Origin of the sequence: Thauera butanivorans (assembly GCF_048398245.1) — a bacterium.
In the GTDB taxonomy this organism is placed as follows: Bacteria; Pseudomonadota; Gammaproteobacteria; order Burkholderiales; family Rhodocyclaceae; genus Thauera; species Thauera butanivorans.
The window spans coordinates 195104-219788 of record NZ_CP183038.1 but is presented as its reverse complement, the minus strand read 5'-3'; the positions used below and the strand labels follow the sequence as shown (position 1 = coordinate 219788).

The 24685-nt window shown below is 67.5% G+C and carries 20 protein-coding genes, 1 tRNA gene and 1 pseudogene; 19 read left to right on the top strand and 3 right to left on the bottom strand.

Annotation, left to right across the window (positions count from 1 at the left end; all coding sequences use genetic code 11):
• Positions 1-165: 165 nt before the first annotated feature.
• From paaN to ACNQFN_RS00945, 15 genes are all read left to right on the top strand, one after another.
• Positions 166-1833 carry a phenylacetic acid degradation protein PaaN gene (paaN, locus tag ACNQFN_RS01015; protein ID WP_068639475.1) on the top strand — a complete coding sequence of 556 codons (1668 nt, stop codon included), beginning with the start codon at positions 166-168 and terminating at the stop codon, positions 1831-1833.
• A gap of 9 nt (positions 1834-1842) precedes the next feature.
• Positions 1843-2640 (top strand): 2-(1,2-epoxy-1,2-dihydrophenyl)acetyl-CoA isomerase PaaG, encoded by a 798-nt coding sequence (gene paaG / locus ACNQFN_RS01010; protein WP_068639474.1) that lies wholly within the window; start codon positions 1843-1845, stop codon positions 2638-2640.
• Entirely contained in the window at positions 2637-4223 is a 1587-nt protein-coding gene (locus ACNQFN_RS01005; protein ID WP_068639473.1) for a 3-hydroxyacyl-CoA dehydrogenase, read from the top strand. The genes paaG and ACNQFN_RS01005 overlap by 4 nt, the downstream gene beginning before the upstream one ends.
• A complete protein-coding gene (paaI, locus tag ACNQFN_RS01000; RefSeq protein ID WP_068639472.1) occupies positions 4216-4683 on the top strand; it encodes a hydroxyphenylacetyl-CoA thioesterase PaaI in 468 nt (155 codons plus the stop codon). The genes ACNQFN_RS01005 and paaI overlap by 8 nt, the downstream gene beginning before the upstream one ends.
• 47 nt (positions 4684-4730) lie before the next feature.
• Positions 4731-6056, top strand: coding sequence for a phenylacetate--CoA ligase PaaK (gene paaK, locus ACNQFN_RS00995; protein WP_068639471.1), 1326 nt, complete (start codon positions 4731-4733; stop codon positions 6054-6056).
• Between the two features lie 10 nt (positions 6057-6066).
• Positions 6067-7272, top strand: a complete 1206-nt coding sequence (pcaF, locus tag ACNQFN_RS00990; protein ID WP_418647730.1) for a 3-oxoadipyl-CoA thiolase — start codon at positions 6067-6069, stop codon at positions 7270-7272.
• Positions 7273-7289: 17 nt separating this feature from the next.
• Positions 7290-8078, top strand: coding sequence for an enoyl-CoA hydratase/isomerase family protein (locus ACNQFN_RS00985; protein ID WP_418647729.1), 789 nt, complete (start codon positions 7290-7292; stop codon positions 8076-8078).
• Between the two features lie 113 nt (positions 8079-8191).
• Entirely contained in the window at positions 8192-9199 is a 1008-nt protein-coding gene (gene paaA, locus ACNQFN_RS00980) for a 1,2-phenylacetyl-CoA epoxidase subunit PaaA (protein WP_418647728.1), read from the top strand.
• On the top strand, positions 9196-9492 hold the full coding sequence (gene paaB, locus ACNQFN_RS00975) for a 1,2-phenylacetyl-CoA epoxidase subunit PaaB (RefSeq protein WP_068639468.1): 297 nt from the start codon (positions 9196-9198) through the stop codon (positions 9490-9492). Before paaA ends, paaB begins: the two co-directional genes overlap by 4 nt.
• Positions 9492-10277 carry a 1,2-phenylacetyl-CoA epoxidase subunit PaaC gene (paaC, locus tag ACNQFN_RS00970; RefSeq protein ID WP_068639467.1) on the top strand — a complete coding sequence of 262 codons (786 nt, stop codon included), beginning with the start codon at positions 9492-9494 and terminating at the stop codon, positions 10275-10277. The genes paaB and paaC overlap by 1 nt, the downstream gene beginning before the upstream one ends.
• An 11-nt stretch (positions 10278-10288) precedes the next feature.
• The gene (gene paaD / locus ACNQFN_RS00965; protein ID WP_068639466.1) at positions 10289-10786 is read left to right on the top strand and encodes a 1,2-phenylacetyl-CoA epoxidase subunit PaaD; all 498 of its coding nucleotides are present in this window, start codon (positions 10289-10291) and stop codon (positions 10784-10786) included.
• A 17-nt stretch (positions 10787-10803) separates the two neighbouring features.
• Positions 10804-11901 (top strand): 2Fe-2S iron-sulfur cluster-binding protein, encoded by a 1098-nt coding sequence (locus tag ACNQFN_RS00960; RefSeq protein ID WP_068639465.1) that lies wholly within the window; start codon positions 10804-10806, stop codon positions 11899-11901.
• Between the two features lie 154 nt (positions 11902-12055).
• Positions 12056-14704, top strand: a complete 2649-nt coding sequence (locus tag ACNQFN_RS00955) for a GNAT family N-acetyltransferase (protein WP_418647727.1) — start codon at positions 12056-12058, stop codon at positions 14702-14704.
• 349 nt (positions 14705-15053) lie between these two features.
• Entirely contained in the window at positions 15054-15923 is an 870-nt protein-coding gene (locus tag ACNQFN_RS00950; protein ID WP_418647726.1) for a DNA-binding protein, read from the top strand.
• 10 nt (positions 15924-15933) lie between these two features.
• A complete protein-coding gene (locus tag ACNQFN_RS00945) occupies positions 15934-16233 on the top strand; it encodes a coiled-coil domain-containing protein (RefSeq protein ID WP_068636753.1) in 300 nt (99 codons plus the stop codon).
• A gap of 97 nt (positions 16234-16330) precedes the next feature.
• Here the strand turns inward: ACNQFN_RS00945 and ACNQFN_RS00940 are convergent, their stop codons facing one another.
• Positions 16331-16897 carry a hypothetical protein gene (locus ACNQFN_RS00940; protein WP_068636752.1) on the bottom strand — a complete coding sequence of 189 codons (567 nt, stop codon included), beginning with the start codon at positions 16895-16897 and terminating at the stop codon, positions 16331-16333.
• 105 nt (positions 16898-17002) lie between these two features.
• Between ACNQFN_RS00940 and ACNQFN_RS00935 the strand changes: the two are divergent.
• Positions 17003-17188 (top strand): annotated as a pseudogene (locus tag ACNQFN_RS00935) (helix-turn-helix domain-containing protein); the annotation flags it as partial.
• A gap of 120 nt (positions 17189-17308) precedes the next feature.
• Here ACNQFN_RS00935 and ACNQFN_RS00930 read toward each other — a convergent pair.
• Positions 17309-17385 (bottom strand) — tRNA-Arg (locus ACNQFN_RS00930).
• A 149-nt stretch (positions 17386-17534) separates the two neighbouring features.
• On the opposite strand from ACNQFN_RS00930, the gene ACNQFN_RS00925 reads away from it, so the two are divergent.
• Positions 17535-17972 carry a c-type cytochrome gene (locus tag ACNQFN_RS00925; protein WP_068636740.1) on the top strand — a complete coding sequence of 146 codons (438 nt, stop codon included), beginning with the start codon at positions 17535-17537 and terminating at the stop codon, positions 17970-17972.
• A 94-nt stretch (positions 17973-18066) separates the two neighbouring features.
• Here ACNQFN_RS00925 and ACNQFN_RS00920 read toward each other — a convergent pair whose 3' ends face one another.
• Positions 18067-20058, bottom strand: coding sequence for a UvrD-helicase domain-containing protein (locus ACNQFN_RS00920; protein ID WP_418647725.1), 1992 nt, complete (start codon positions 20056-20058; stop codon positions 18067-18069).
• Between the two features lie 230 nt (positions 20059-20288).
• Between ACNQFN_RS00920 and ACNQFN_RS00915 the strand changes: the two genes are divergently transcribed.
• Positions 20289-23594, top strand: a complete 3306-nt coding sequence (locus ACNQFN_RS00915) for a response regulator (RefSeq protein ID WP_418647724.1) — start codon at positions 20289-20291, stop codon at positions 23592-23594.
• Positions 23591-24667 carry a response regulator gene (locus ACNQFN_RS00910; RefSeq protein ID WP_068636737.1) on the top strand — a complete coding sequence of 359 codons (1077 nt, stop codon included), beginning with the start codon at positions 23591-23593 and terminating at the stop codon, positions 24665-24667. Before ACNQFN_RS00915 ends, ACNQFN_RS00910 begins: the two co-directional genes overlap by 4 nt.
• Positions 24668-24685: the final 18 nt, after the last annotated feature.

The window sequence follows — 24685 nt, the reverse complement described above, 5'->3', positions numbered from 1 at the left end:
CTTATTATCACAGTATCTATATGAAAATATACATGTTTTGATTTACGGAACAAATTTTGAATAGAAGAAATTGAAAATTTTTCGAGACAATCCATCGATACTGTTTCTTGACGTTCAATGGACTAATTCGTATCGTTTATAAAACACCCCGCCGGAGAGAGACGTATGAGCCACCCCCTTCTTGAAAAGCACCGCGGCATCCTCGACAACGCGCTGAACACGATCGCGACGCGCGGCTACTGGACGCCTTTCCCGGAAATGCCCAGCCCCAAGCTCTACGGCGAAACCGCGCCCGAGGACGGCAAGCGTGCCTTCGAGGCCCACCTGGGCAAGCACTTCGAGCTGGACCAGCCCGGCCAGACCGGCTGGCTCGACAAGGAAACCTCGCCCTACGGCGCCACGCTCGGCGTCAGCTACCCGGTGTGCGAGCCCGAGGCACTGATCGCCGCCGGCACCGAAGCCATGAAGAGCTGGCAGGCCGTCGGCGCCGACGGCCGCACCGGCATCTGCCTCGAAATCCTCACCCGCCTCAACGCCCAGAGCTTCGAGATCGCCCATGCGGTGATGATGACCACCGGCCAGGGCTGGATGATGGCCTTCCAGGCCGGCGGCCCGCACGCGCAGGATCGCGGCCTGGAGGCCGTCGCCTACGCCTGGCGCGAGCAGAGCTTCGTGCCGGCCGAAACGAGCTGGGAGAAGCCGCAGGGCAAGAACCCGCCGCTGGTCATGAAGAAGCACTACCAGATCGTCGGCCGCGGCGTCGGCCTGGTGGTCGGCTGCGGCACCTTCCCGACCTGGAACACCTACCCCGGCCTGTTCGCCGCGCTCGCCACCGGCAACGCCGTCATCGTCAAGCCGCACAGCAACGCCGTCCTGCCGGCGGCGATCACCGTGCGCACGATCCGCGCCGTGCTCGCCGAGAACGGCATCGACCCCGACCTCGTCACGCTGTGCGTCGCGCCCCAGCGCGCCGCCACCCAGGCGCTGGCCACCCATCCGGCGGTGAAATCGATCGACTTCACCGGCAGCAACGTCTTCGGCCAGTGGCTGATCGACAACTGCCGCCAGGCCCAAGTCTATGCCGAGCTGGCCGGCGTCAACAACATCGTCATCGACTCCACCAGCGCCTACAAGGCGATGCTGGGCAACCTCGCCTTCACGCTGTCGCTGTACTCCGGCCAGATGTGCACCACTTCGCAGGCGATCTTCGTGCCGGCCGGCGGCATCGACACCGACGAAGGCCACAAGAGCTACGACGAGGTCTGCGCCGACCTGGCGAAGTCGATCGAGCGCTTCCTGTCCAAGCCCGAAGTCGCCCATGCCGTGCTCGGCGCGATCCAGTCCGCCGACACCGCCGAACGCATCGACATCGCCAACGCCGGCGAGCTCGGCCGCGTCGTGCTGGCCTCGCAGCGCCTCGACAACCCCGACTTCCCCGCCGCCACGGTGCGCACCCCGGTGCTGCTGGCCTGCGACGCCAGCGACGAGAAAGCCTACATGGAAGAGCGCTTCGGCCCGATCAGCTTCATCGTCAAGGTCGCCGACACCGCCGCCGCGATCGCCCTGTCCGAGCGCGTCGTCAGCACCCACGGCGCCCTGACCGTCGGCCTCTATTCGACGAAGCAGGAGGTCATCGACGCGATGACCGAAGCCACCTGGCGCAGCAAGGTCGCGCTGTCGATCAACCTCACCGGCGGCGTGTTCGTGAACCAGTCGGCGGCCTTCTCCGACTACCACGGCACCGGCGGCAACCCGGCGGCCAATGCCTCGTATGCGGATTCGGCCTTCGTCGCCAACCGCTTCCGTGTCGTCCAGCGTCGTTATCACGCCTGAGGGGGAACGATGGAATACAACAACATCCTCTTCAGCGTCGAAAACGGCATCGCCCGCCTGACGCTGAACCGCCCGGACAAGCTCAACAGCTTCACCGGCGAGATGCATGCCGAGCTGCGCCACGCGCTCGACACCATCCAGGCCGATGCCTCGGTGCGCGTGCTGGTGCTGAGCGGCGCCGGCCGCGCCTTCTGTGCCGGCCAGGACCTGGCCGACCCCGACATGGCGGCGCTGCCCGACGGCCGCCTGCCCGACATCGGCAACGTCGTCGAGCGCAACTACAAGCCGCTGGTGCTGCGCCTGCAGAACCTGCGCGTGCCGACCATCGCCGCGGTCAACGGCATCGCCGCCGGCGCCGGCGCCAGCGTCGCGCTGGCCTGCGACCTGGTGCTGGCAGCGCGCTCGGCCTCCTTCCTGCAGGCCTTCAGCAAGATCGGCCTGGTGCCCGACACCGGCGGCACCTGGTTCCTGCCGCAGCGCGTCGGCATGGCGCGGGCGATGGGCCTGGCCCTGCTCGCCGACAAGCTGCCCGCCGACAAGGCTGCCGACTGGGGCCTGATCTGGGCCGCCTACGACGACGCCGAGTTCGCTGCCAAGGTCGATGCCGTGGCCGCACAGCTGGCCGCGATGCCGACCAAGGCACTGGTGCGCACCCGCCAGGCCATGCACGCCGCGCCGGGCCACACGCTGGAACAGCAACTGTCCTTCGAAGGCGGCTTCATGCGCGAACTCGGCTGGAGCCGCGACTACGCCGAAGGCGTCGCCGCCTTCATGGAAAAGCGCGCGCCGCGCTTCACCGGAGAATGAGCGTGAGCGACACCCAGCACACTCCGCCGCGCGCTGTTCCGCTCGAGCCCTCGGCCGTCGTCGCGGTGGTCGGCGCCGGCGCGATGGGCGCCGGCATCGCCCAGGTGGCGGCCGCCGCCGGCCACCTCGTGAAGCTCGTCGATGCCCGCGAAGGCGCGGCCGCCGCGGCCATCGACGGCATCCGCGCACAGTACCGCAAGCTCGCCGACAAGAGCCGCATGACGGCCGAGGCCGCCGAGGCCGCCGGCCGGCGCCTGGTCGCCGCCGCCGGCCTCGGCGATCTGGCCGATGCGGCGCTGGTGGTCGAAGCCATCGTCGAGAACCTGGAAGCCAAGCGCACGCTGTACCGCGAGCTGGAAGCCATCGTCGGCGACGATTGCATCTTCGGCACCAACACCTCGTCGATCTCGGTGACCTCGATCGGCGCGACGCTGCGCCGCCCCGAGCGCCTGGCCGGCCTGCACTTCTTCAACCCCGCGCCGCTGATGGCGCTGGTCGAGATCGTGTCCGGCCTCGCCACCGACAAGGCGGTGGCCGACACCCTGTTCGCCACCGCGGAGGCCTGGGGCAAGACGCCGGTGCATGCGCGCTCGACGCCGGGCTTCATCGTCAACCGCGTCGCCCGCCCCTACTACGCCGAGGCGCTGCGCGTGCTCAACGAAGGCGGTGCCGACTGCGCCACCCTCGACGCCCTGATGCGCGACTGCGGTGGCTTCCGCATGGGGCCGTTCGAGCTGATGGACATGATCGGCCACGACGTCAATTTCGCCGTCACCCGCTCGGTGTGGAACGCCTTCTACAACGACCCGCGCTTCACGCCTTCGCTGATCCAGCAGGAACTGGTCGATGCCGGCTTCTACGGGCGCAAGAACGGGCGCGGCTTCTTCGACTACCGCGACGGCGCCGTCCGCCCCGCGCCCAAGGAAGCGGTGGCGCAGAGCACGCCGACCGACATCGTGCTGCACGGCCAGTCGGCCGCCGCGCACGCGCTGGCCGACCGCCTGTTCGAGCGCGGCATCGCCTACGCCTGGAGCGAAGCCGAAGACGAACGCAGCCGCGGCCAGGCCGACGACGGCCGCATTGCCGAAGCCGGCGGCGCGGTGCTGTTCGTCACCGACGGCCGCAGCGCCACCCAGCGCGCCGCCGACCTGGGCATCGCCAACGTGGTGCTGATCGACGCCGCGCTCGACCACGCCAGCGCGACGCGCATCGCCGTCGGCGCCGCGATCAACGCCTGGGCGCCAGCCATCGGCGCTGCCATCGGCCTGCTGCAGGCGGCCGGCTTCGCCGTCTCGCGCCTGAACGACATCCCCGGCCTGATCGTGATGCGCACCGTCGCCATGCTCGCCAACGAGGCCGCGGACGCGGTCAACCAGGGCGTGTGCGACGCGCGCGGCGCCGACGCGGCGATGCGCCTGGGCGTCAATTACCCGCGCGGGCCGCTCGAATGGGCCGACCGCATCGGCCTGCCGGCGGTGCGCGACGTGCTCGCCAACCTCGCCCGCTTCTATGGCGAAGACCGCTACCGCGTCTCGCCGCTGATCCAGCAACACGTCTTCGCCGGAAAGAACATCCATGACTGAAGCCCGCTCCCTCCCCACCGATCCGCAGGCGCTCGCCGAAGCCGTCGCCGCCGCCATGTGGTCGCGCGACCGCGCCGCCCAGGCGCTCGGCATGCGCATCGACAGCGTCGGCCCCGGCCACGCCACCTTGAGCATGCCGGTACGCAGCGACATGGTGAACGGCCACCACATCTGCCACGGCGGCCTGATCTTCACGCTCGCCGACACCGCCTTCGCCTACGCCTGCAACGCCTACAACCGCAGCACCGTCGCCTCGGCCTGCAGCATCGATTTCATCGCTCCCGGCAAGGAAGGCGACACGCTGCGCGCCGAAGCGGTGGAACGTTCGCTGTCGGGCCGCACCGGCGTCTATGACATCACCGTGCGCGACGGCGCCGGCGGCATCGTCGCCCTGTTCCGCGGCAAGAGCCACCGCATCGCCGGCGAAGTCATCGCCGGCCCCGACGCACAACAACAGTAGTCCCGAGTCCGGACGCGCCAACAGAGAGAAGGAGAGGAGACAACACCATGCCCGTGAAAAACCCCCAGCCCGGCGATCTCGATCCGATCGAAACCGCCAGCCGCGACGAGATCAACGCGCTGCAGCTGCAGCGCCTGCAGTGGTCGCTGCGCCACACTTACGACAACGTCGAACCCTATCGCCGCAAGTGCGAGGAACAGGGCGTGCATCCGGACGAGCTGAAGTCGCTCGCGGATCTCGCCAAGTTCCCCTTCATGACCAAGGCCGACCTGCGCGACCACTACCCCTTCGGCCTGTTCGCCGTGCCGCGCAACAAGATCGCCCGCCTGCACGCGTCGAGCGGCACCACCGGCAAGTCGGTGGTGGTGGGCTACACCCGCAGCGACCTCGACAACTGGGCCGACCTGATCGCCCGCTCGCTGCGCGCGGCCGGCCTGCGCGCCGGCGACATGGTGCATAACGCCTACGGCTACGGCATGTTCACCGGCGGCCTCGGCGCCCACTACGGCATTGAGCGCGCCGGCTGCACCGTGGTGCCAATGTCCGGCGGCCAGACCGAGAAGCAGGTCCAGCAGATCCTGGACTTCCGCCCGGACGCGATCATGGTCACGCCGTCCTATTCGCTGGTGATCGCCGAGGAATTCGAGCGCCTGAAGATCGCGCCGGAAGACATCTCGCTGAAAGTCGGCATCTTCGGCGCCGAACCCTGGGGCGAAGGCATGCGCGGCGAGATCGAGAAAAAGCTCGGCATCGACGCCATCGACATCTACGGCCTGACCGAAGTCATGGGTCCGGGCGTGGCCTGCGAATGCATCGAGACCAAGGACGGCCCGGTCATCTGGGAAGACCACTTCTACCCCGAGATCATCGACCCCGACACCGGCGCAGTGCTGCCCGACGGCGAAGAAGGCGAGCTCGTCTTCACCTCGCTGACCAAGGAAGCCTTCCCGGTCATCCGCTACCGCACCCGCGACCTCACCCGCCTGCTGCCGCCCACCGCCCGCTCCTTCCGCCGCATCGGCAAGATCACCGGGCGCTCGGACGACATGCTGATCGTGCGCGGCGTGAACGTGTTCCCGACCCAGATCGAGGAACAGATCCTGCGCGACCCGCGCCTGTCCGGCAACTACCAGATCGTGCTGACCCGCGACGGCCACCTCGACAACGTCGAAGTGCGCTGCGAGCTGCAGCGCGAGCTGTCGGGCACACTGGGGCGCAACGACGTCGAGAACATCGCCCGCACGCTGCAGGGCAACATCAAGACCATCATCGGCATCACCACCAAGGTGAACGTGATGGAGTTCGACACCATTCCGCGCACGCTGACCGGCAAGGCCCGCCGTGTCATCGACCAGCGTCCGAAGCAACTGTGAGGAGCCGGCGATGAACGAAGCCTACATCTGCGACGCCATCCGCACCCCGATCGGCCGCTACGGCGGCACCCTCGCCAGCGTGCGCGCCGACGACCTCGGCGCCGTACCGCTGAAGGCGCTGATGGCACGCAACCCGAACGTCGACTGGACCGCGGTCGACGACATCATCTACGGCTGCGCCAACCAGGCCGGCGAAGACAACCGCAACGTCGCACGCATGTCCGGCCTGCTCGCCGGGCTGCCGATCGAAGTGCCCGGCACCACGGTCAACCGCTTGTGCGGCTCGGGCATGGACGCCGTCGGCCTCTCCGCGCGTTCGATCAAGGCCGGCGAAGCCGGACTGATGATCGCCGGCGGCGTCGAGAGCATGTCGCGCGCGCCCTTCGTCATGGGCAAGGCCGAAAGCGCCTTCTCGCGCAGCGCCGCGATCCACGACACCACGATCGGCTGGCGCTTCATCAACCCGCTGATGAAGAAGCTCTACGACACCCACTCGATGCCGCAGACGGCGGACAACGTGGCGGCGGACTTCGGCATCTCGCGCGCCGACCAGGATGCCTTCGCGCTGCGCTCGCAGCAGCGCTGGGCCGCCGCCCACGCCGCCGGCCGCTTCGCCGACGAACTGGTGCCGGTCGAAATCCCGCGCAAGAAGGGCGACCCCGTCGTATTCGACACCGACGAGCATCCCCGCCCCGACACCACGCTGGAAACGCTGTCTAAATTGAAAGGCGTCAACGGCCCCGACCTCACCGTCACCGCCGGCAACGCCTCGGGCGTCAATGACGGCGCCTGCGCGCTGCTGCTGGCCTCGGAAGCCGCCGCCGCCCGCCACGGCCTGACCCCGCGCGCGCGCGTCGTCGGCATGGCCACCGCCGGCGTCGCGCCGCGCATCATGGGCTTCGGCCCGGCGCCGGCGGTGCGCAAGGTGCTGGCGCAGACCGGCCTGGAGCTGGACCAGATGGACGTCATCGAGCTCAACGAAGCCTTCGCCGCGCAGGCGCTGGCGGTGTTGCGCGACCTCGGCCTCGCCGACGACGAAGCCCGCGTCAATCCCAACGGCGGCGCCATCGCCATGGGCCACCCGCTGGGCATGAGCGGCGCCCGCCTGGTGACCACCGCCGCCTACGAGCTGCAGCGCCGCAACGGCCGCTACGCGCTGTGCACGATGTGCATCGGCGTCGGCCAGGGCATCGCACTGATCATCGAACGCGTGTGAGGCGCGAGGACAAAGCCATGAGCTACGAAACCCTCGACATCGAACGCAAGGGCGCGGTGGCGACGATCTGGATGGATCGCCCCGAGGTCTTCAACGCCTTCGACGAGCGCCTGATCGCCGAACTCGACGCCGCCTGCGCCGAACTCGACGGCGACACCGGCGTGCGTGTGGTCGTGCTCGGCGGTCGCGGCCGGCATTTTTCCGCCGGAGCCGACCTCAACTGGATGCGCCGCGCCGCCGCCAGCACCGAGCAGGAGAACCTGGCCGATTCGCGCCGTTTCGCTGCCATGCTGCGCCGCCTGGCCGGGCTGTCCAAGCCGACCATCGCCCGCGTGCAGGGCGCCGCGCTCGGCGGCGGCACCGGCCTGGCCGCCGCCTGCGACATGGCGATCGCCGCCGACGATGCCAGCTTCTCCACCTCGGAAGCCCGCTTCGGCATCATCCCCGCGGTGATCAGCCCCTACGTGCTGCGTGCCATCGGCCCGCGCCACGCATTGCGCTACTTCCAGAGTGCCGAACGTTTCGACGCCGCCGAGGCGAAGTCGATCGGCCTGGTCAATGACGCCGTCCCGGCCGGCCAGCTCGATACCGCGATCGACCGCCTGGTGCAGGCCCTGCTGGCCTGCGGGCCGCAGGCCCAGCTCGCCGCCAAGCAATTGATCAGCGCCATCGACGGGCGCGGCATCGACGAAGCGGTGGGCGAGGAAACCGCCATCCGCATCGCCCGCCAGCGCACGACCGACGAGGCGCGCGAAGGCTTCACCGCCTTCTTCGAGAAACGCCCGCCGGCATGGATGGCGACATGAACCCCGGCCGCGCCCCGCGCGCGGCGGATGTTTGAGGTAAACGCGGACCACACCCGCGGCCCGCAACATTCCGTTCCGGCATCCCCGGAGCGGTGTTTGCAAGGAGGAAACAGATGTACACCCAAGCAATGGACATTCCGGACGAGTCCGGCAAGAAACTCAGCGTCGTACCCCCGCCGCAGAGCGAGCAGGAAGCCGCGTTCGAAGCCCGCATCGACGCCGACGGCCGCATCGAACCGCAGGACTGGATGCCCGAGGCCTACCGCAAGACCCTGGTGCGCCAGATCAGCCAGCACGCCCACAGCGAAATCGTCGGCATGCTGCCGGAAGGCAACTGGATCTCGCGCGCACCCAGCCTGAAGCGCAAGGCGATCCTGATCGCCAAGGTGCAGGACGAAGGCGGCCACGGCCTCTACCTGTACTCCGCCGCCGAGACCCTGGGCACCAGCCGCGGCGACATGATCGACGGGCTGCACAGCGGCAAGGCCAAGTACAGCTCGATCTTCAACTACCCGACGCTGAACTGGGCCGACGTCGGCGTGATCGGCTGGCTGGTCGACGGCGCCGCGATCATGAACCAGATCCCGCTGTGCCGCTGCTCCTACGGCCCCTATGCGCGCGCCATGATCCGCGTCTGCAAGGAAGAATCCTTCCACCAGCGCCAGGGCTACGAAGCGCTGCTGGTGATGATGAAGGGCACCGAAGCGCAGCGCAGCATGGTGCAGGACGCGGTCAACCGCTGGTGGTGGAAGTGCCTGGCGATGTTCGGGCCGCCCGACGCCGACAGCCCGCACAGCGCGCAGGGCATGCGCTGGGGCATCAAGCGCATCAGCAACGACGATCTGCGGCAGAAGTTCATCGACGCCACCGTGCCGCAGGCCAAGGTGCTCGGCGTGAGCCTGCCCGACCCCGAGCTGAAGTGGAACGAGGCACGCGGCCACTACGACCATGGCCAGATCGACTGGCAGGAATTCTGGAACACCGTCGAAGGCAACGGCCCCTGCAACAAGGAACGCCTGGCCACCCGGGTCAAGGCACACAAGGATGGCCAGTGGGTCCGCGACGCGGCCCTGGCACACGCACAAAAGCAACGCGCACGCGCAGACAAGGAGGCAGCATGAACACCCCCGCACTGAAGGATTGGCCGCTCTGGGAAGTCTTCGTCCGCAGCAAGCAAGGCCTCGAGCACAAGCACTGTGGCAGCCTGCACGCGGCCGACGCCGCGCAGGCGCTGCACATGGCGCGCGACGTCTACACCCGCCGCCAGGAAGGCGTGAGCATCTGGGTCGTGCCTTCGGCCTCGATCACCGCCAGCAACCCGGACGACAAGGGCGAGCTGTTCGACCCCGCCGCGGACAAGATCTACCGCCACCCGACCTTCTACGAAATCCCTGAAGAAGTGGGGCACATGTGATGAGCACGGCACCCAACGACTACCTGCTGCACCTGGCGGACAACGCCGTGGTGCTCGGCCAGCGCGACGCCGAGTGGTGCGGCCACGGCCCGATCCTGGAAGAAGACCTCGCGCTCGCCAACGTCAGCCTCGACCTGATCGGCCAGGCCCGCCTGCTGTACCAGCTCGCCGCCACCCGCATGGGCAAGGGCGCCACCGAGGATTCGCTGGCCTACTTCCGCGACGACACCGAGTTCCGCAACTACACCCTGGTGGAGCTGCCCAACCACGGCGCCCTGGTCGGCTACGCCGCGTCGGACCGCGACTACGCCACCACCATCGTGCGCAACTTCCTCTACAGCGCGCTGATGGTGCTGGTATGGGACGCGCTGCAGAAGTCGCCCGACGCCGATCTGGCCGCGATCGCCGCCAAGTCGCTGAAGGAAGCGCGCTACCACCTGCACCACGCCGCCGACTGGGTGGTGAAGTTCGGCGATGGCACCGAGGAATCGCACGCCCGCGCCCAGGCCGCGCTCGACCACCTGTTCCCCTACACGGAAGAGTTCTGGACGCCGAGCGCGATCGAGGACGCCGCCATCGCCAGCGGTGCGGTCACCGACGTGCGCACGCTGCGCGCCGCCTGGGACGCCATCGTCGCCGACACCCTGGCCGAAGCCACGCTGAAGCGCCCCGAAGTGCGCGGCTACGTGCCGGAAGGCAAGCACGGCCGCCACTCCGAGCACCTCAGCTACCTGCTGGGCGAAATGCAGGGCCTGGCGCGCGCCCACCCCGGCGCCACCTGGTAGGAGCGACCGCCATGCACGCCACGATCGACGACGTCTGGGCCGCCCTCGACCATCTGACCGACCCGGAGATCCCGGTGGTCACGCTGCGCGAGCTGGGCATCCTGCGCGACATCCGCGAAACCACCGACGGCATCGAGGTGGTCATCACCCCGACCTACAGCGGCTGCCCGGCGATGGGCCAGATCGAGGACGACGTGCGTGCAAGCCTGCAGCAGGCCGGCATCGAGGCACATGTGATCACGCAGCTCGCACCGGCCTGGACCACCGACTGGATGAGCGAGGAGGCCAAGGCCAAGCTGCGCGCCTACGGCATCGCGCCGCCGCACACCACCTGCAGCGACACCAGCGTGATCAGGTTCGTGCGCCGCACCGACACCCGGCCGGTGGCCTGTCCGCAGTGCGGCTCGACCAACACCACCCTGAGCTCGCAGTTCGGCTCCACCGCATGCAAGGCGCTGTACAAGTGCCTCGACTGCCAAGAGCCCTTCGACTACTTCAAACCTTACTGACGCCGGAGCCAAACGCCATGTCAGCACTCCGTTTCCAAGAACTCGCCGTCAAGCGCGTGAGCCCCGAGGCCGCCGGCGCGGTGGCAATCACCTTCGACATCCCCGCCACCGAGCGCGAACGCTTCAACTTCGAGCCGGGCCAGTTCCTGACCCTGCGCGCCACCATCGACGGCCAGGACGTGCGCCGCAACTACTCGATCAGCAGCCCGCGCAGCCGCCTCGCCTGCAGCGGCGAGCTCGAGATCGGCATCCGCCCGGTCGAAGGCGGCCTGTTCTCGAACTGGGCCGCCCGCGCCATCAAGGCCGGCGACACCCTGCAGGTGATGCCGCCCGACGGCCGCTTCGTGATCAGGAAGAAGCGCGCCATCCACCGCGTCGGCTTCGCCGCCGGCTCGGGCATCACGCCCATCCTGTCGATCGCCGCGAGCACGCTCGAAGAACAGCCGGACTCCAAGTTCACGCTGATCTACGGCAACCGCCGCATGTCCACGGTGATGTTCAACGAGGCCCTGCAGGACCTCAAGGACCGCTACCGCGACCGCCTGACGATGATCCACGTGCTGTCGCGCCAGGCCCAGGAAGTCGACCTGCTGCAAGGCCGCATCGACGGCGCCAAGGTGCGCGAGATCATCGCCGCGCTGCTGCCGGTGGGCAGCATGGACGAAGTCTTCATCTGCGGCCCCGACGCGATGATCACCGACACCGAGAACGCGCTGGTCGAAGCCGGCGTGCCCGCCGACCGCATCCGCACCGAGCGCTTCACCGTCAACCTGCCCCCCGGCGCCCACCCGGTCGGTGCCTCCAGCACCGCCGAAGCGGTCGCCACCGCGGCCAAGGACATCACGATGACCCTGGTCCTCGACGGCAAGGAACACGAGATCGCCATCGGCCCGGACGAGCACCTGCTCGACGCCGCGCTCAACGCCGGCCTCGACCTGCCCTTCTCGTGCAAGGCCGGCGTCTGTTGCACCTGCCGCGCCAAGGTGCAGGACGGCGAAGTCGTCATGGACAAGAACTTCACCCTCGAAGAGGCCGAAGTCGCCCAGGGCTTCGTGCTGAGCTGCCAGGCCCGCGCCACCACCAAGCAGCTCAGGATCAGCTTCGACGAACGCTGAACGAGCGCACCACGCCGTTCCACCCCCTTCGGCGGCCGTTTCGACGGCCGCTTTTTTTGGATCGCTGCATGGCCCGGAAATATGATACAAATCATGTGCAAAACATAGTAATTTGGTATCAAATAAATATCATCCTCCTCTTGCCGCGCCGACCATGACCAGCCCGCACGCTCTCAGCACCGCCTTCGATCCAGGCTCGATCGCCGTCATCGGCGCTTCCGACACGCCCGGCTCGGTGGGCCGGATCATCTTCCGCAACCTGCTCGACGGCGGCTACCGCGGCACGCTGCACGCCGTCAATCCGAAATACGACAGCCTGCAGGACCACCCCTGCCTGCGCTCGATCGAGGACATCGGCCGCCCGGTCGACCTGGCCATCATCGCCACGCCGGCGCGCATGCTGCACAACATCATCGCGCAGTGCGGGCGCAGCGGCGTGCGCAACGCCGTCATCGTCGGCGCCGCCGGGCACACACTCGAACGCCGCATCGTCGAGACCGCGCGCGAAACCGGGCTGCGCCTGCTCGGCCCGGGCAGCCTGGGCATCGCCCGGCCGGGCAGCGGGCTCAATGCCGCGCTCACCCGCATCACGGTCAAGCCGGGCGAAATCGCCCTCGTCTCGCAATCCGGCGCGATGTGTTCGGTGGTGCTGGACTGGGCGCTGACCAACGACGTCGGCTTCTCGTCGGTGATCTCGCTCGGCGGCACCGTCGACATCGACTTCGGCGAGACCCTGGAATACCTGATCCACGACTCCCGCACGCGCTACATCCTGTTGTACGTGGACCGGGTGCACGATGCCCGCCACTTCATGAGCGCGCTGCGCTCGGCCGCGCGCGTCAAGCCGATCATCCTGCTCAAGGCCGGCCGCCACGGCGACGGCGCCGACGGCGCGCGCGCGGTTTCGGCCGACGTCGTGTTCGATGCCGCCATGCGCCGCGCCGGCGTGGTGCGGGTGCAGAACATCGATCAGCTCTTCTTCGCCACCAAGGCACTGTCCTGTGGCTTCCAGCCGCGCACGGACAGCCTGGCGATCGTCTCCAACGGCAGCGGCCCGGCCGACCTCGCCGCCGACCGCGCCAAGGACCTGGGCACCGAGCTGGTCGGCCTCGGCTCGCCGACCATCGCCGCGCTCGAACGCCTGGGCGGGCGCGAGCGCCGCCGCCACAATCCGCTAGACCTCGGCGGCGACGCCGGCCCGCTGCTGTACCGCGACGCCATCCTGGCGCTGGCCGACGACCCGGCGGTGTCCAACCTGCTGGTCATCCTGTCGCCGCATGCGCTGGTCGAACCGGTCGAGGTCGCGCAGGAGATCATTGACCTCGCCGCCCAGCTGCGGCTCAAGCTGTGCTGCTGCTGGATGGGCGGCGGCCAGGTGGCCGAGGCGCGCGCGCTGCTGGCACAAGCGGGCATTCCGGTGTTCAGTTCGCCCGAGACGGCGATCGAGCTGTTCCACGACATCTCGCGCTTCCACCGCAGCCAGGCGCTGCTGCTGCAGACCGCCGGCGGCGCCAGCAGTAGCGCCCAGCGCCGCACCGGCGGCGCCCGCGTGCTGGTCGAAGCCCTGCTCAACCAGCGCCGCCACACTTTGTCGGCGATGGAATCGAAAGCGCTGTTGCGCAGCTTCGGCATTCCGGTCACACCCACCACGGTCGCGCGCGACGCCACCGAAGCCCTGTTCGTCGCCGAGCAGACCGGCTTTCCGGTAGCGATGAAGGTCGACGCCGCCGACATCGCCAGCAAGTCCGACGCGGGCGGCGTGCGCCTGAATCTGAACACCGCCGAATCGGTGTGGAGCGCCTACCACGACATCGTCGACACGATTCACCTGCGCCACCCCGGCGCCCGCATCAACGGGGTCTCGATCGAACCCTACCTGTACCGCCCGCAGGCACGCGAATTCAACATCCGCATCGACCGCGACGCCACTTTCGGCCCGGTCATCAGCCTGGGGCCGCAGGATGCTCCGGCGCTGCGCGCCTTCGCGCTGCCGCCGCTGAACGCGGTGCTGGCGCGCGACCTCATCGACTCGGCGATACCGGCCGAGGCACAAGGGCCGCAGGGCACGGCCGGCGTGCTCAAGCGCAGCGCGATCGAGGAGGTGCTGGTATCGGTGTCCGACCTGGCCTGCGAACTGCCCTGGGTGCGCGCGCTGGAGATCGGCCCGCTGATCGTCGATGCCGACGGCGCCATCGCCGCCGATGCCCGCGTCGCCATCGACCAGGGCCTGCCCGCCGGCAGCGACCGCTACGCCCACATGGCAATCCACCCCTATCCGCTGCACCTGGTGCAGGAGTGGCAGATCGGCGACGGCCGCAGCATCCGCACCCGCCCGGTCCGCCCCGAGGACGCCGGGCTGCTGCTCGCCTTCTTCGACACGCTCAGCACCGAGACCCGCTACCTGCGCTTCATGGAAACGATCGAGGAACTCAGCCCGGCAATGGTCGCGCGCTTCACCCAGATCGACTACGACCGCGAGATGGCGCTGATCGCCACCACCACCGACGAGGCCGGCGCCGAGCAGATGATCGGCAGCGCCCGCTACGCCCTCGCCGCCGACGGCGAATCGGTCGAATTCGCCCTGGTGGTCGGCGACGGCTGGCAGCGCCACGGCCTGGGCCGCCGCCTGATGGGCGCCCTCATCGAAGTCGCCCGCGCCCGGCGCTACCGCAGCATCTTCGGCGACGTGCTGGGCAACAACGCCAAGATGCTGCGCCTGATGCACGGCCTCGGCTTCCTGGTCCAGCCCCACCCGGAAGAAAACACGCTGCGGCGGGTGGTGAAGGTGTTGCACGGCAAGTGAACACTGTCCGGCGCCAGGATTCAGAACCAACGCAGGCAGACGACGTTTTCCCCCAGAAGAGGCGGAGTTCTCGCCTCACCGCCGAGAGCTTCACGCCGGCATCCAGGCGGGCATTGATGTAAGCCCTGATCTGGGTGCGCTTGAGCCCTGCAAGCCGCTTGCCCTGGAAATGGGTGCGCAGGTGCTTGAGGGTGTATCTGTCGCGCTTGGAATCTTGCTGCCGGTGTCGATGGGCTGCCAGGTATTCGGCTATGGTTTCGTTGAATGTCATGCAGATATGTTGCCATCGGAACGGCAACGACATCCATGGGTGACAGATGGGGCAATCCTGGCGTTCGAACTGTCACCCATGGAAAAGCCGTCCGCCGTCGAAGTTCGGAAGCGCCTGGGCACCGGGTCATACACGACGATCACGGCCGCACTCAAGGAATGGGTCGAGCCGGAAGCCAGCGACGGCGACGAACTGGCGCCGGTAGCGGCCGAATTCGAGGATCGGATCGTCCAGACCGGAGCGGACCTGTTCGCGATCGCGATGCGGATCGCGGGCGAGCAGTTCCAGGCAGAGCGGGATGCATGGGCGGCCGAGCGCGCCCAGATCGAGGCGGAACGCGACGAAGCCATCCGGCTGGCTGACGCGGTGACGGCCGATCTGGACGAAATGCGGGAAACGGTCAGGCGGCTGCAGGCCGAGAATGCGGCCAAACTGCTCGAACGGGCGCGCTGGATGCAGTCACTGCTGCTCGACCGCATCCAGTTGGTCAGCTACAACCGACGCGAGATTCAGCGACTCGCTGATGAGGGACGCATCTACGCAACACCGCACTGGCGGGCCGGCAAGTATCTGTACCTGATCCACCCCAGCCAGGACGGCGAGCGCGTGCGCGAATACATCGGCGCAGCCCCTGCCCGCGTCGCCGAGGCCCTGAAGAAGCTCGAGAACGCGAAGAACCATGATGCGCTTGAGGCAGAGACAACGCGGATCGAACGCACGCTCGACGCGGTGCATTACCAACTGGAATCGATGATCCGTGACCTGGAGCGCCTGGCGCCGTTGGACTTGGTGACGGCAGCCGCTGCACCAGGTGCGAAACTGTCGCCATCAGCCGCGGTCGATGGTGACAGCGGAGCGCGACCAGGTAGGGAATCTGTCACCAATGGGCTAGACTCCGCATTGGTGACAAAACCCGCGATCGAGCAGCTGCATTTGTCACCAATTTGAGGAAAACAGAATGTCCGCCATCACCTTCGATACCCTGAAGTACGTCGAGCGCCTCACCGCCGCAGGCCTGCCCGAGAAGCAGGCCAAGGCGGAGGCGGAAGCCTTGCGCGACGCCCTGGGCGATCTGGTCGAGATGAAAAGCCTGGCTACGAAGGAAGACATTTCCACCACGAAGCTCGAACTCAAGAACAGCATCGAGTCGCTGCGAAGCGAGATGCATGCGATGAAGGCCGACATCATCAAGTGGAACATCGGCACCATCCTTGCCGCCGCTGCACTGGCCGTGGCCATCGCCCGACTGATCCCCTGATTGGTGACAGCGCCCACGTCGGCCGAGCCGGCGCCAGCGTTCCAACGTCACCACCTGTCACCAAAAAGGCCCGGTTCCGGGCCTTTTGCTTTCTCCATCAGCTTGCTTCCGCCTGCAGGAACAGCAGAATTTGAGATCGGGCATTCGAGCCCGAGCGCGAGAAGTCGAAAGGAAGCCAGGACAGGCCCAAGCGGGTCGAGGTTTCGCGCGTCTCATCGAGGCCGGCCAGCGCCACGACTTCCCCGGGGCGCAGATCGATCACGGTCGAGGCCGAGCGCTTCATCATCGTCGGCGAGTCGATGCCGCTGGTGGTGGTGACGGCGAAGGAGCTGATTTCCTGCGAGACCTTGGCCACGATCAGTTCCTCGAAAATGCGCGGCTCGACCGTGAGCTGTACGCCGGCAGAGCGGTAGCCGCCGATGCGCACGCGCACCGTCACATCGTCGTCGCGCTCGCCCAGGCGACGCGAGGCGAGCACGAGCACCGTGGCCGGCGATGAATACTCGTCCGGCACCGGCAGGATGATGAGGTTTTCCCAGAACTGGCTATTGCCTTGCGGACGGCGGTAAAGCTGCAGGCGTCCCTTGATGGTGGCTTCGCCGATCGGAAGCGGCTTCTTTGCGGGCAGTTCCGCGACTGATGCTGCTGCTGCGTTTGCGCTCATGACACTCACCTATGACATCGTTTTCAAGTGACAGCGATGCGAACGTAACCATGCGGCAACAACGTTATCAAGCGGCAACAGCGGACGTATGTTCCCCCCGTCCCGATGGAGAGAGCCATGAACACTCAGGAATACCTAAAGGCAGCGAAGAGGAAGCTAGAGGCAAAAACAAACGCCGAACTCGCGCGCGCGCTTGGATTGAGCCGGCCGGCTCTTACGCGATACGACCAAGGAGAGCAGCGGGTAATCGACGACTACACCGCCGCCCGCCTGGCGGAATTGCTCGGCATCGACGAGTTGGAAGTCATCGCCCAGGCGAACGCCGAGCGGGAGAAGGACGCGGCCAAGCGCGCGTTCTGGGAGCACAAAGCAAAAGCGGCCCGCCAGAGAACTGGGGGACCGCTTGGAATGTGGCGCGCCCGAGACGATTCGAACGTCCGACCCCTGCCTTCGGAGGGCAGTACTCTATCCAGCTGAGCTACGGGCGCGGGGGCTTGCGCGGATCGCTACCCGCACAAGGGTCGCAAGCATAGCCGTGTTTGTCCGCGAAGTCCATGCCGCGCTGCCACGATGGTTTTTACATGGCTATAATTCGTGCTTTCGCCTTGCGCCATAACACAAGTCAAAGGACCCGAGCATGTCGAACCATCGCGCTCTCACCCGCTTCGCAATGCCTGTCGCCATGATCGCAGCCGCCGGGCTGGCCGGCTGTGGCAATCAGAGTTCGGTCGACCCCGAGCTGACCGCCACCCTGATCCAGCCCGTCGCACGGGTCGAGATCCAGGCCGTCAAGATCGCACCGGGCTCCCGCACTGGCGAGCAGATCTACAAGGCCACCTGTGCCGCCTGCCACGAAGCCGGCCTGGTCGGTGCGCCGAAGACCGGCGATGCGGGCGACTGGGGTTCCCGCCTGGCAATGGGCCTCGACGGCCTGACCGCTTCGGCCATCGCCGGCAAGGGTGCGATGCCCCCGCGCGGCGGCGGCAGCGACCTGACCGACACCGAAGTGAAGCGCGCGGTGGCCTTCCTGGCCAACAGCGCCGGTGCGAGCTACACCGAACCCCCGGTCGAGTAAGTTTCGCTTGTGCTGCCCGTCAGGGCAGCAGGCACTCCGGAAAGGCAGCTTCGGCTGCCTTTTTCGTGTCCGCCATGGGCCGTGCTGCCCGCCCTCAGTCCTTCGCCCGCGACTCGAACATCGCCCGCAGACTGGCCAGTCGCGCCTGGCCTTCCTCCTTCGATACCGGTGCCGCGGTCTTGCGGTCGTTGATGCGGACATCGCCGCCCATCTCGGCGATGAAGCGGCTCGGCTCGCAGGGGCGGAATTCGCGGCCGGACTTGCGCCGCTCGCACCAGGTGACGTTGAGGCTGCGCTGGGCGCGGGTGATGCCGACGTACATCAGCCGGCGCTCTTCCTCGATCTTGTCCTCGTCGATGCTGCTCTGATGCGGCAGCAGGCCTTCCTCGACGCCGATCAGGAACACATGCGGAAACTCCAGGCCCTTTGAGGCGTGCAGCGTGGCCAGTTGCACGCCGTCGAAATCCGGGTCTTCCTTGTCGAGCATGGACATCAGCGCGATGGTCTGGGTCAGCTCGATCAGGTTCTTGCCGTCTTCCTCGCCCTTCCTGCCCAGCCAGCCGACGAAGTCGCGCACGTTGTTCCACTTGGATTCCGCCTCGCGCGTGTCGCAGTGCTCGAACAGCCAGGCTTCGTAGCCAATCGCGCCGAGCAGGTCTTCCAGCAGTTGCGCGGCGGGCTCGCGCGGCGCGCGGTACTGCAGGCGGTTGATGAAGCCGGCGAATTCCTGCACGCCGCCGAGCTGCTTGGCGTTCAGGTGCTGGGTCAGCCCTTCCTCGAACACCGCGGCGAACAGGCTGACGTGGCGCTGGCCGGCATAGGCACCGAGCGCTTCCAGCGTGGCAGCACCGACCCCACGGCGCGGGGTGGTGATGGCACGGATGAAGGCGAGGTCGTCGTCCTCGTTGACCATCAGCCGCAGCCAGGCGATCAGGTCGCGGATCTCGGCCTTGTCGAAAAAGCTCTGCCCGCCCGACATCACGTAGGGAATGCGGTTGTTGCGCAACTGTTGCTCGATGATGCGGGCCTGGTGGTTGCCGCGGTACAGGATGGCGTAGTCCTTGAACCGGGTGCGATTCTCGAACTTGTGCGCGGACAGCTTGGTCGCCACCCATTCGGCCTCGTGCTCGGCATCGCGGCAGTTGGTGACGACGATCTGTTCGCCGACGCCGTGCTCGGACCACAGGCGCTTTTCGAACAGCTTCGCGTTGTTGGCGATGACGGTGTTGGCGGCTTCGAGGATGCGGCGCGACGAGCGGTAGTTCTGCTCCAGCTTGATGACTTTCAGCTTCGGGTAGTCCTGCTGCAGCAGCCGCAGGTTCTCGACGTCGGCACCGCGCCAGGCATAGATGGCCTGGTCGTCGTCGCCCACCGCGGTGAAGGCGCCGCGCACGCCCGACAGCAGGCGCAGCAGCCGATACTGGGCGCGGTTGGTGTCCTGGTATTCATCCACCAGCAGATAGCGCAGCCTGTTCTGCCAACGCTCGCGTACTTCGGGGTGCTCGTCGAACAGGCGCACCGGCAGCGAGATCAGGTCGTCGAAATCCACCGCCTGGTAGGCGCGCAAGGTGCGTTCGTACTCCTTGTACAGCTTCGCCGCGACCGAGGCGATCTCGTTGTCGGCAAGCTGCGCGGCCTCTTCGGGGGTGATCATCGCGTTCTTCCACGACGAGATCTGCCACTGCATCTGCTTGGCGATGCCCTTGTCGCTGTCGCCGGCGACGTCGGCGACGATCTGCACCGTGTCGGACGCATCGAGGATGGAGAACTGCGGCTTCAGGCCGCAATGCACGGCTTCCTGGCGGATGATGCGCACGCCCAGCGCATGGAAGGTGCACACGGTCAGGCCCTTCGGCGCCCGCCCGCCCATCAGATGGGCGACGCGCTCCTGCATTTCCTTCGCCGCCTTGTTGGTGAAGGTGATCGCGGCGATGTTGGCGGGGCTCAGCCCGCATTCGTCGATCAGGTGGGCGATCTTGTGGGTGATCACCCGCGTCTTGCCGCTGCCCGCGCCGGCCAGCACCAGGCAGGGGCCGTCGAGATAACGGATTGCTTCGCGCTGCGGCGCGTTGAGGAGAGCGGACATCGATTCGGCAGGCGCAGGAGGCGAGGGCACGGCGGCCGGCCATTCTAGCCGAACGGGCACGGGATGCCGCCCGGCCGGACCGGCGCCGGGGATGGCAAGCAGGACCCCGGCACACTAAACTCCCCACGTTGGGCATTCATCCGCGAACGAGCTTCATTGCGAAGCGGCCGGAAACATGCGCATGCCTGAAGCGCAAATACGGGATGGCCGCAGCCCCGCAATACTTTGTCATGGACAAGAACGCCACATTGAAACCCATGCCCGATCGCTCGAGATTCACCGGAGGACCGGCCATCCTGCTGACGGCGGCCACGTCGAGCGTGCTGCTGGGCTTCCTGCTCGCTCACGGGCAGTACGGCGTACTCGGTTCGATCGTCCTGGTCCTGGCCGGCATGGGCATGCTCGCAGCGTCCATGCAGTTTTTCCATCGCCGCGCCGCCTGCAGGACCGATGCCGAGCGCGAACAATCCGGCCACACCGAAACCTGGTACCGCCAGATCATCGAGTTTTCTCCGGACGGCATGCTCATCGTCGATGCCGGCGGCACCATCATCATCGCCAACCCGAAGGCACACGAGCTGTTCGGCTATCCGGCCGGCAGCCTGGTCGGCCTCGGCGTCGACGAGCTCGTGCCCACGGACATCCGCCCGCGCCATGCCGCCATGCGTGCGCGCTTCAACGCTTGTGCCGACGGCCACCTCCATCTCGGCAAGGCCGCCGGCAGCTTCCGCGCAGCCCGGCACGACGGCAGTGAATTTCCCGTCGAACTCGGCCTCACCCATTTGCCCGACCAGGGTGGCGGGCCGGCCTGCACCTGCGTCACGGTGCGCGACGTCACCCAGCACAAGGCCTACGAGCAGACCATTGCCGACCAGCTCACCTTCCAGCGCACGCTGCTCAACACCCTGCCGCATCCGATGTTCTTCAAGGACGGCAGAGGCCGCTACCTCGGTTTCAACCAGGCCTTCCTCGATTCATTCGGCATCGAGCGGGAAACGCTGCTGGGCAAGAGCGTGCTGCAGTTCATGCAGCTACCTGCCGAGGACCGCCTGGCCTACCACGAAGCCAACGAGCGCGTGCTGCGCGAAGGCGGCACCTTCACTGCCGAAATGCGCCTGCCCTACGCCGACGGCAGGGTGCACGACGTGCTCTACAGCCTGAGCGGCCACCGCGGCAGCGACGGCAGGACTGCCGGTCTGGTGGGCGCGCTGATCGACATCAGCGCACAGAAGCAGGCGGAACAGGTCCAGGTGGAGGCCAAGCTGCTGGCCGAGGAAGTGACGCGGCTCAAGTCCGATTTCCTCGCCAACATGAGCCACGAGATCCGCACGCCGATGAACGTCATCATGGGCATGGCGCACCTCGCCCTCGACAGCCCGCTGAGCCCGCGCCAGCGCAACTACCTGGAGAAGATCCATGCGGCCTCGGCAACCCTGCTCGGCATCATCAACGACATTCTCGATTTCTCGAAGATCGAAGCGGGCAAGCTGCAGTTCGAGGAGACCGACTTCTTCCTCGAAGACGTGCTCGCCAATCTTGCCGCCCTCGGCACCGCCAGAGCACAGAACCGCGGCCTGGAACTGCTGTTCGACATCGGCGTCGACGTGCCGACCAGCCTGCGCGGCGACCCGCTGCGGCTCGGCCAGGTGCTCAACAACCTGCTGGGCAATGCGCTCAAGTTCACCACGCAGGGCGAGATCACCATCACCATCCGCCGGGAACGAAGCCTGGACGACAGCGTCTGGCTCTGCTTCGCCGTCCACGACACCGGCATCGGCATCGACGAGGAACAGCGCCAGCACCTGTTCCAGGCCTTCACCCAGGCCGACTCATCCACCTCGCGCAAATACGGCGGCACCGGCCTGGGGCTGGCGATCTGCAAGCGTCTGGTGGAGCTGATGGGTGGCGAGCTCGGCGTCGATTCCGAGCCGGGCATCGGCAGCACCTTCCATTTCCGTGCCCCGTTCCGTCTGCAGAACCGGCAACGCAGGCTCGAGATCGGCAGCGAGGACATTCTCGGCATGCGCGTGCTGGTCGTGGACGACAACCCCAATGCGCGGGACATCCTGCAAGGCATGCTCCATGCACTGAAATTCGATGCCGACACCGCTGCCGACGCCGCCGGCGCAATCGCGATGCTCGAAAGCGCCTGTGCGGCGGGCCGGCCCTACCGGCTGGTGCTGATGGACTGGATGATGCCCGGCACCAGCGGCGTCGAAGCCATCCGCCAGATCCGCGCCCACCCCGGCATCGGCGAAACGCCCTGCTTCGTCATGGTGACCGCCTTCAGCCGGGAAGAACTGCACGCACGCCTCGGCGACCTGCCGGTCGCCGGCCTGCTGGAGAAACCGGTCACGCCTTCCACGCTGCTCGACTGCATTCTCGCCGCCTTCGGCGCAGCAGACACGCACCAGCCGCGCAAGAAGGCGATGCAGGCCGACTTTCTCGAAGCGCAGCGCGCGCTCCGCGGCGCCCGTCTGCTGCTGGTCGAGGACAACACGATGAACCAGGAGATGAGCGTCGACATCCTCGGCCGCAGCGGCATCCATGTCGATGTCGCCAACAACGGTGCGGAGGCGCTGGCGCTGATCGCCCGCAGCCGATACGACGGCGTGCTGATGGACTGCCAGATGCCGGTCATGGACGGCTTCGAGGCCACGCACCGCATCCGCGCGATGGAAGACTGCGCCCGGCTGCCGATCATCGCAATGACGGCCAATGCCATGAGCGGCGACCGGGAACGCTGCCTGGCGGCAGGGATGAACGATCACATCTCCAAGCCGATCGACGTGCAGCAGCTGTTCATCCGCCTGCATCAATGGATCGGGCCCCGCGCCCGCCAGCAGGCGCTGCCGGACGGCACGCCCGATCCCCGCAGCGACACCATCGCGCTGCCCGCCGTTCCCGGCCTGCAACTCGACACCGCGCTGCAGCGCCTCGGGGGCGACGCCGAACTGCTGCACACCTTGCTGCGCCGCTTCTGCGACACCCAGTGCGACGCCCCGGCGCGGATTTCGCAAGCGCTTGCCGCAGGCGACAGGGACACCGCCGCGCGCATCGCCCATACGCTGAAAGGCCTCGCCGGCAACATCGGCGCGGAAGCCCTCGCCGCCCGCGCCGCCGACATCGACAGCCGCTTGCGCAACGGCCAGGACGCCGAGGCCGCCCTGCACGGACTGGCCGGCGCGCTCGCCACACTGGGCAGCGGCATCCGGGCAGCGCTCGCCCGCCACGCGCCCGCCGGCACCGTCGCCGATACGACAGCCGCCGCAACGCCTGCCTGGCTCGACGCACTCCGGGCCGGCCTGCAGCAACTGGAAAACCTGCTGCTCGCGGATGACGGCGAGAGCGGCCGCCACCTCGACTCCCTCGCCGCCGCCCTCGACAGCCTGGAGCAGCCGGAGCGCATCGAACGACTCCGCGAACTCGTTGCCCTGTACCGCTTCGACGAAGCGCTCGACTGCCTCGACGCCCTGCGCCAGGCTTGCCCGGCTCTCGCCGACCCGCCCCCCACGCCCGAAAGCATCCAGCCATGAGCGAAGCCCCTCCGCGAAGCACCCTTCTCCTGGTCGATGACGTACCGGACAACATCGACATCCTCGGGCGCATTCTCTCGCCGCACTATCGCACCCGTGTCGCACCCGGCGGCGAACGGGCGCTGAAGATCGCCGCCACGCCGCCGCACCCGGATCTGATCCTGCTCGACGTCCGGATGCCGGACATCGACGGCCACGAAGTATGCCGGCGCCTGAAGGCACGCCCGGAAACCCGCGACATCCCAGTCATCTTCGTCACCGCGCTGAACGAAACCGAAGACGAAGCCTACGGCCTCGCGCTCGGTGCCGTCGACTACATCACCAAGCCCGTCAGCCCCGCCATCGTGCTGGCCCGTGTCCGCACCCACCTCGCGCTCTACGACCAGAATCGCGAACTCGCCCGCCAGATCCACGCGCGCACGCTCGACCTGCTCAACACCCGCCAGCAGATCATCCACCGGCTCGGCCGCGCGGCCGAATTCCGCGACGGCGAAACCGGCAACCACATCATCCGCATGAGCCACTACTGCCGCCTGATCGGCGAGGCGGTAGGACTGGACGAAAAAGTCGTGCAGACGCTCTACCACGCCTCGCCGATGCACGACATCGGCAAGATCGGCATCCGCGACACCGTGCTGCTCAAGAACGGACCGCTGAACGAGGAAGAGTGGGCGATGATGATGTGCCACCCGGAAATCGGCGCGGAAATCATCGGCACGCACAGCGACGAACTGCTGGCTGCCGCGCGCGAGATCGCCCTCTGTCACCACGAGCACTGGGACGGCTCCGGCTACCCTCGCGGCCTGGCCGGCGAGGAGATTCCGCTGCTGGCCCGCATCGCCACGATCGCCGACGTCTTCGACGCCCTGCTGACGGGCCGTCCCTACAAGCCGACGTGGAGCGTAGAGGATGCCGTGGCCTACATCGAAGCGGGAGCGGGTTCGCGCTTCGATCCCGGCCTGATCGAACCTTTCCGCCGTGCCCTGCCTCGAATGATCCGGATTCGCGAACGCTTCGCCGACTCCCACGGCAAGCTGGACGACACCGAAGCCGGTCCGCACATTCCCATCTGAGCGCAACGGCGGGAGTGA

Excerpts from the sequence above, each read along its gene's own strand:
- ACNQFN_RS00910 (WP_068636737.1), top strand. The coding sequence starts at position 23,591 with ATGAGCGAAGCCCCTCCGCGAAGCACCCTTCTCCTGGTCGATGACGTA.
- ACNQFN_RS00925 (WP_068636740.1), top strand. The coding sequence starts at position 17,535 with ATGTCGAACCATCGCGCTCTCACCCGCTTCGCAATGCCTGTCGCCATG.
- ACNQFN_RS00915 (WP_418647724.1), top strand. The coding sequence starts at position 20,289 with ATGGACAAGAACGCCACATTGAAACCCATGCCCGATCGCTCGAGATTC.
- ACNQFN_RS00985 (WP_418647729.1), top strand. The coding sequence starts at position 7,290 with ATGAGCTACGAAACCCTCGACATCGAACGCAAGGGCGCGGTGGCGACG.
- paaG (WP_068639474.1), top strand. The coding sequence starts at position 1,843 with ATGGAATACAACAACATCCTCTTCAGCGTCGAAAACGGCATCGCCCGC.
- paaC (WP_068639467.1), top strand. The coding sequence starts at position 9,492 with ATGAGCACGGCACCCAACGACTACCTGCTGCACCTGGCGGACAACGCC.
- paaD (WP_068639466.1), top strand. The coding sequence starts at position 10,289 with ATGCACGCCACGATCGACGACGTCTGGGCCGCCCTCGACCATCTGACC.
- ACNQFN_RS00955 (WP_418647727.1), top strand. The coding sequence starts at position 12,056 with ATGACCAGCCCGCACGCTCTCAGCACCGCCTTCGATCCAGGCTCGATC.
- pcaF (WP_418647730.1), top strand. The coding sequence starts at position 6,067 with ATGAACGAAGCCTACATCTGCGACGCCATCCGCACCCCGATCGGCCGC.
- ACNQFN_RS01005 (WP_068639473.1), top strand. The coding sequence starts at position 2,637 with ATGAGCGTGAGCGACACCCAGCACACTCCGCCGCGCGCTGTTCCGCTC.
- paaI (WP_068639472.1), top strand. The coding sequence starts at position 4,216 with ATGACTGAAGCCCGCTCCCTCCCCACCGATCCGCAGGCGCTCGCCGAA.
- ACNQFN_RS00920 (WP_418647725.1), bottom strand. The coding sequence starts at position 20,058 with ATGTCCGCTCTCCTCAACGCGCCGCAGCGCGAAGCAATCCGTTATCTC.
- ACNQFN_RS00940 (WP_068636752.1), bottom strand. The coding sequence starts at position 16,897 with ATGAGCGCAAACGCAGCAGCAGCATCAGTCGCGGAACTGCCCGCAAAG.
- paaN (WP_068639475.1), top strand. The coding sequence starts at position 166 with ATGAGCCACCCCCTTCTTGAAAAGCACCGCGGCATCCTCGACAACGCG.
- paaK (WP_068639471.1), top strand. The coding sequence starts at position 4,731 with ATGCCCGTGAAAAACCCCCAGCCCGGCGATCTCGATCCGATCGAAACC.
- paaB (WP_068639468.1), top strand. The coding sequence starts at position 9,196 with ATGAACACCCCCGCACTGAAGGATTGGCCGCTCTGGGAAGTCTTCGTC.
- ACNQFN_RS00960 (WP_068639465.1), top strand. The coding sequence starts at position 10,804 with ATGTCAGCACTCCGTTTCCAAGAACTCGCCGTCAAGCGCGTGAGCCCC.
- ACNQFN_RS00945 (WP_068636753.1), top strand. The coding sequence starts at position 15,934 with ATGTCCGCCATCACCTTCGATACCCTGAAGTACGTCGAGCGCCTCACC.
- paaA (WP_418647728.1), top strand. The coding sequence starts at position 8,192 with ATGTACACCCAAGCAATGGACATTCCGGACGAGTCCGGCAAGAAACTC.
- ACNQFN_RS00950 (WP_418647726.1), top strand. The coding sequence starts at position 15,054 with ATGGAAAAGCCGTCCGCCGTCGAAGTTCGGAAGCGCCTGGGCACCGGG.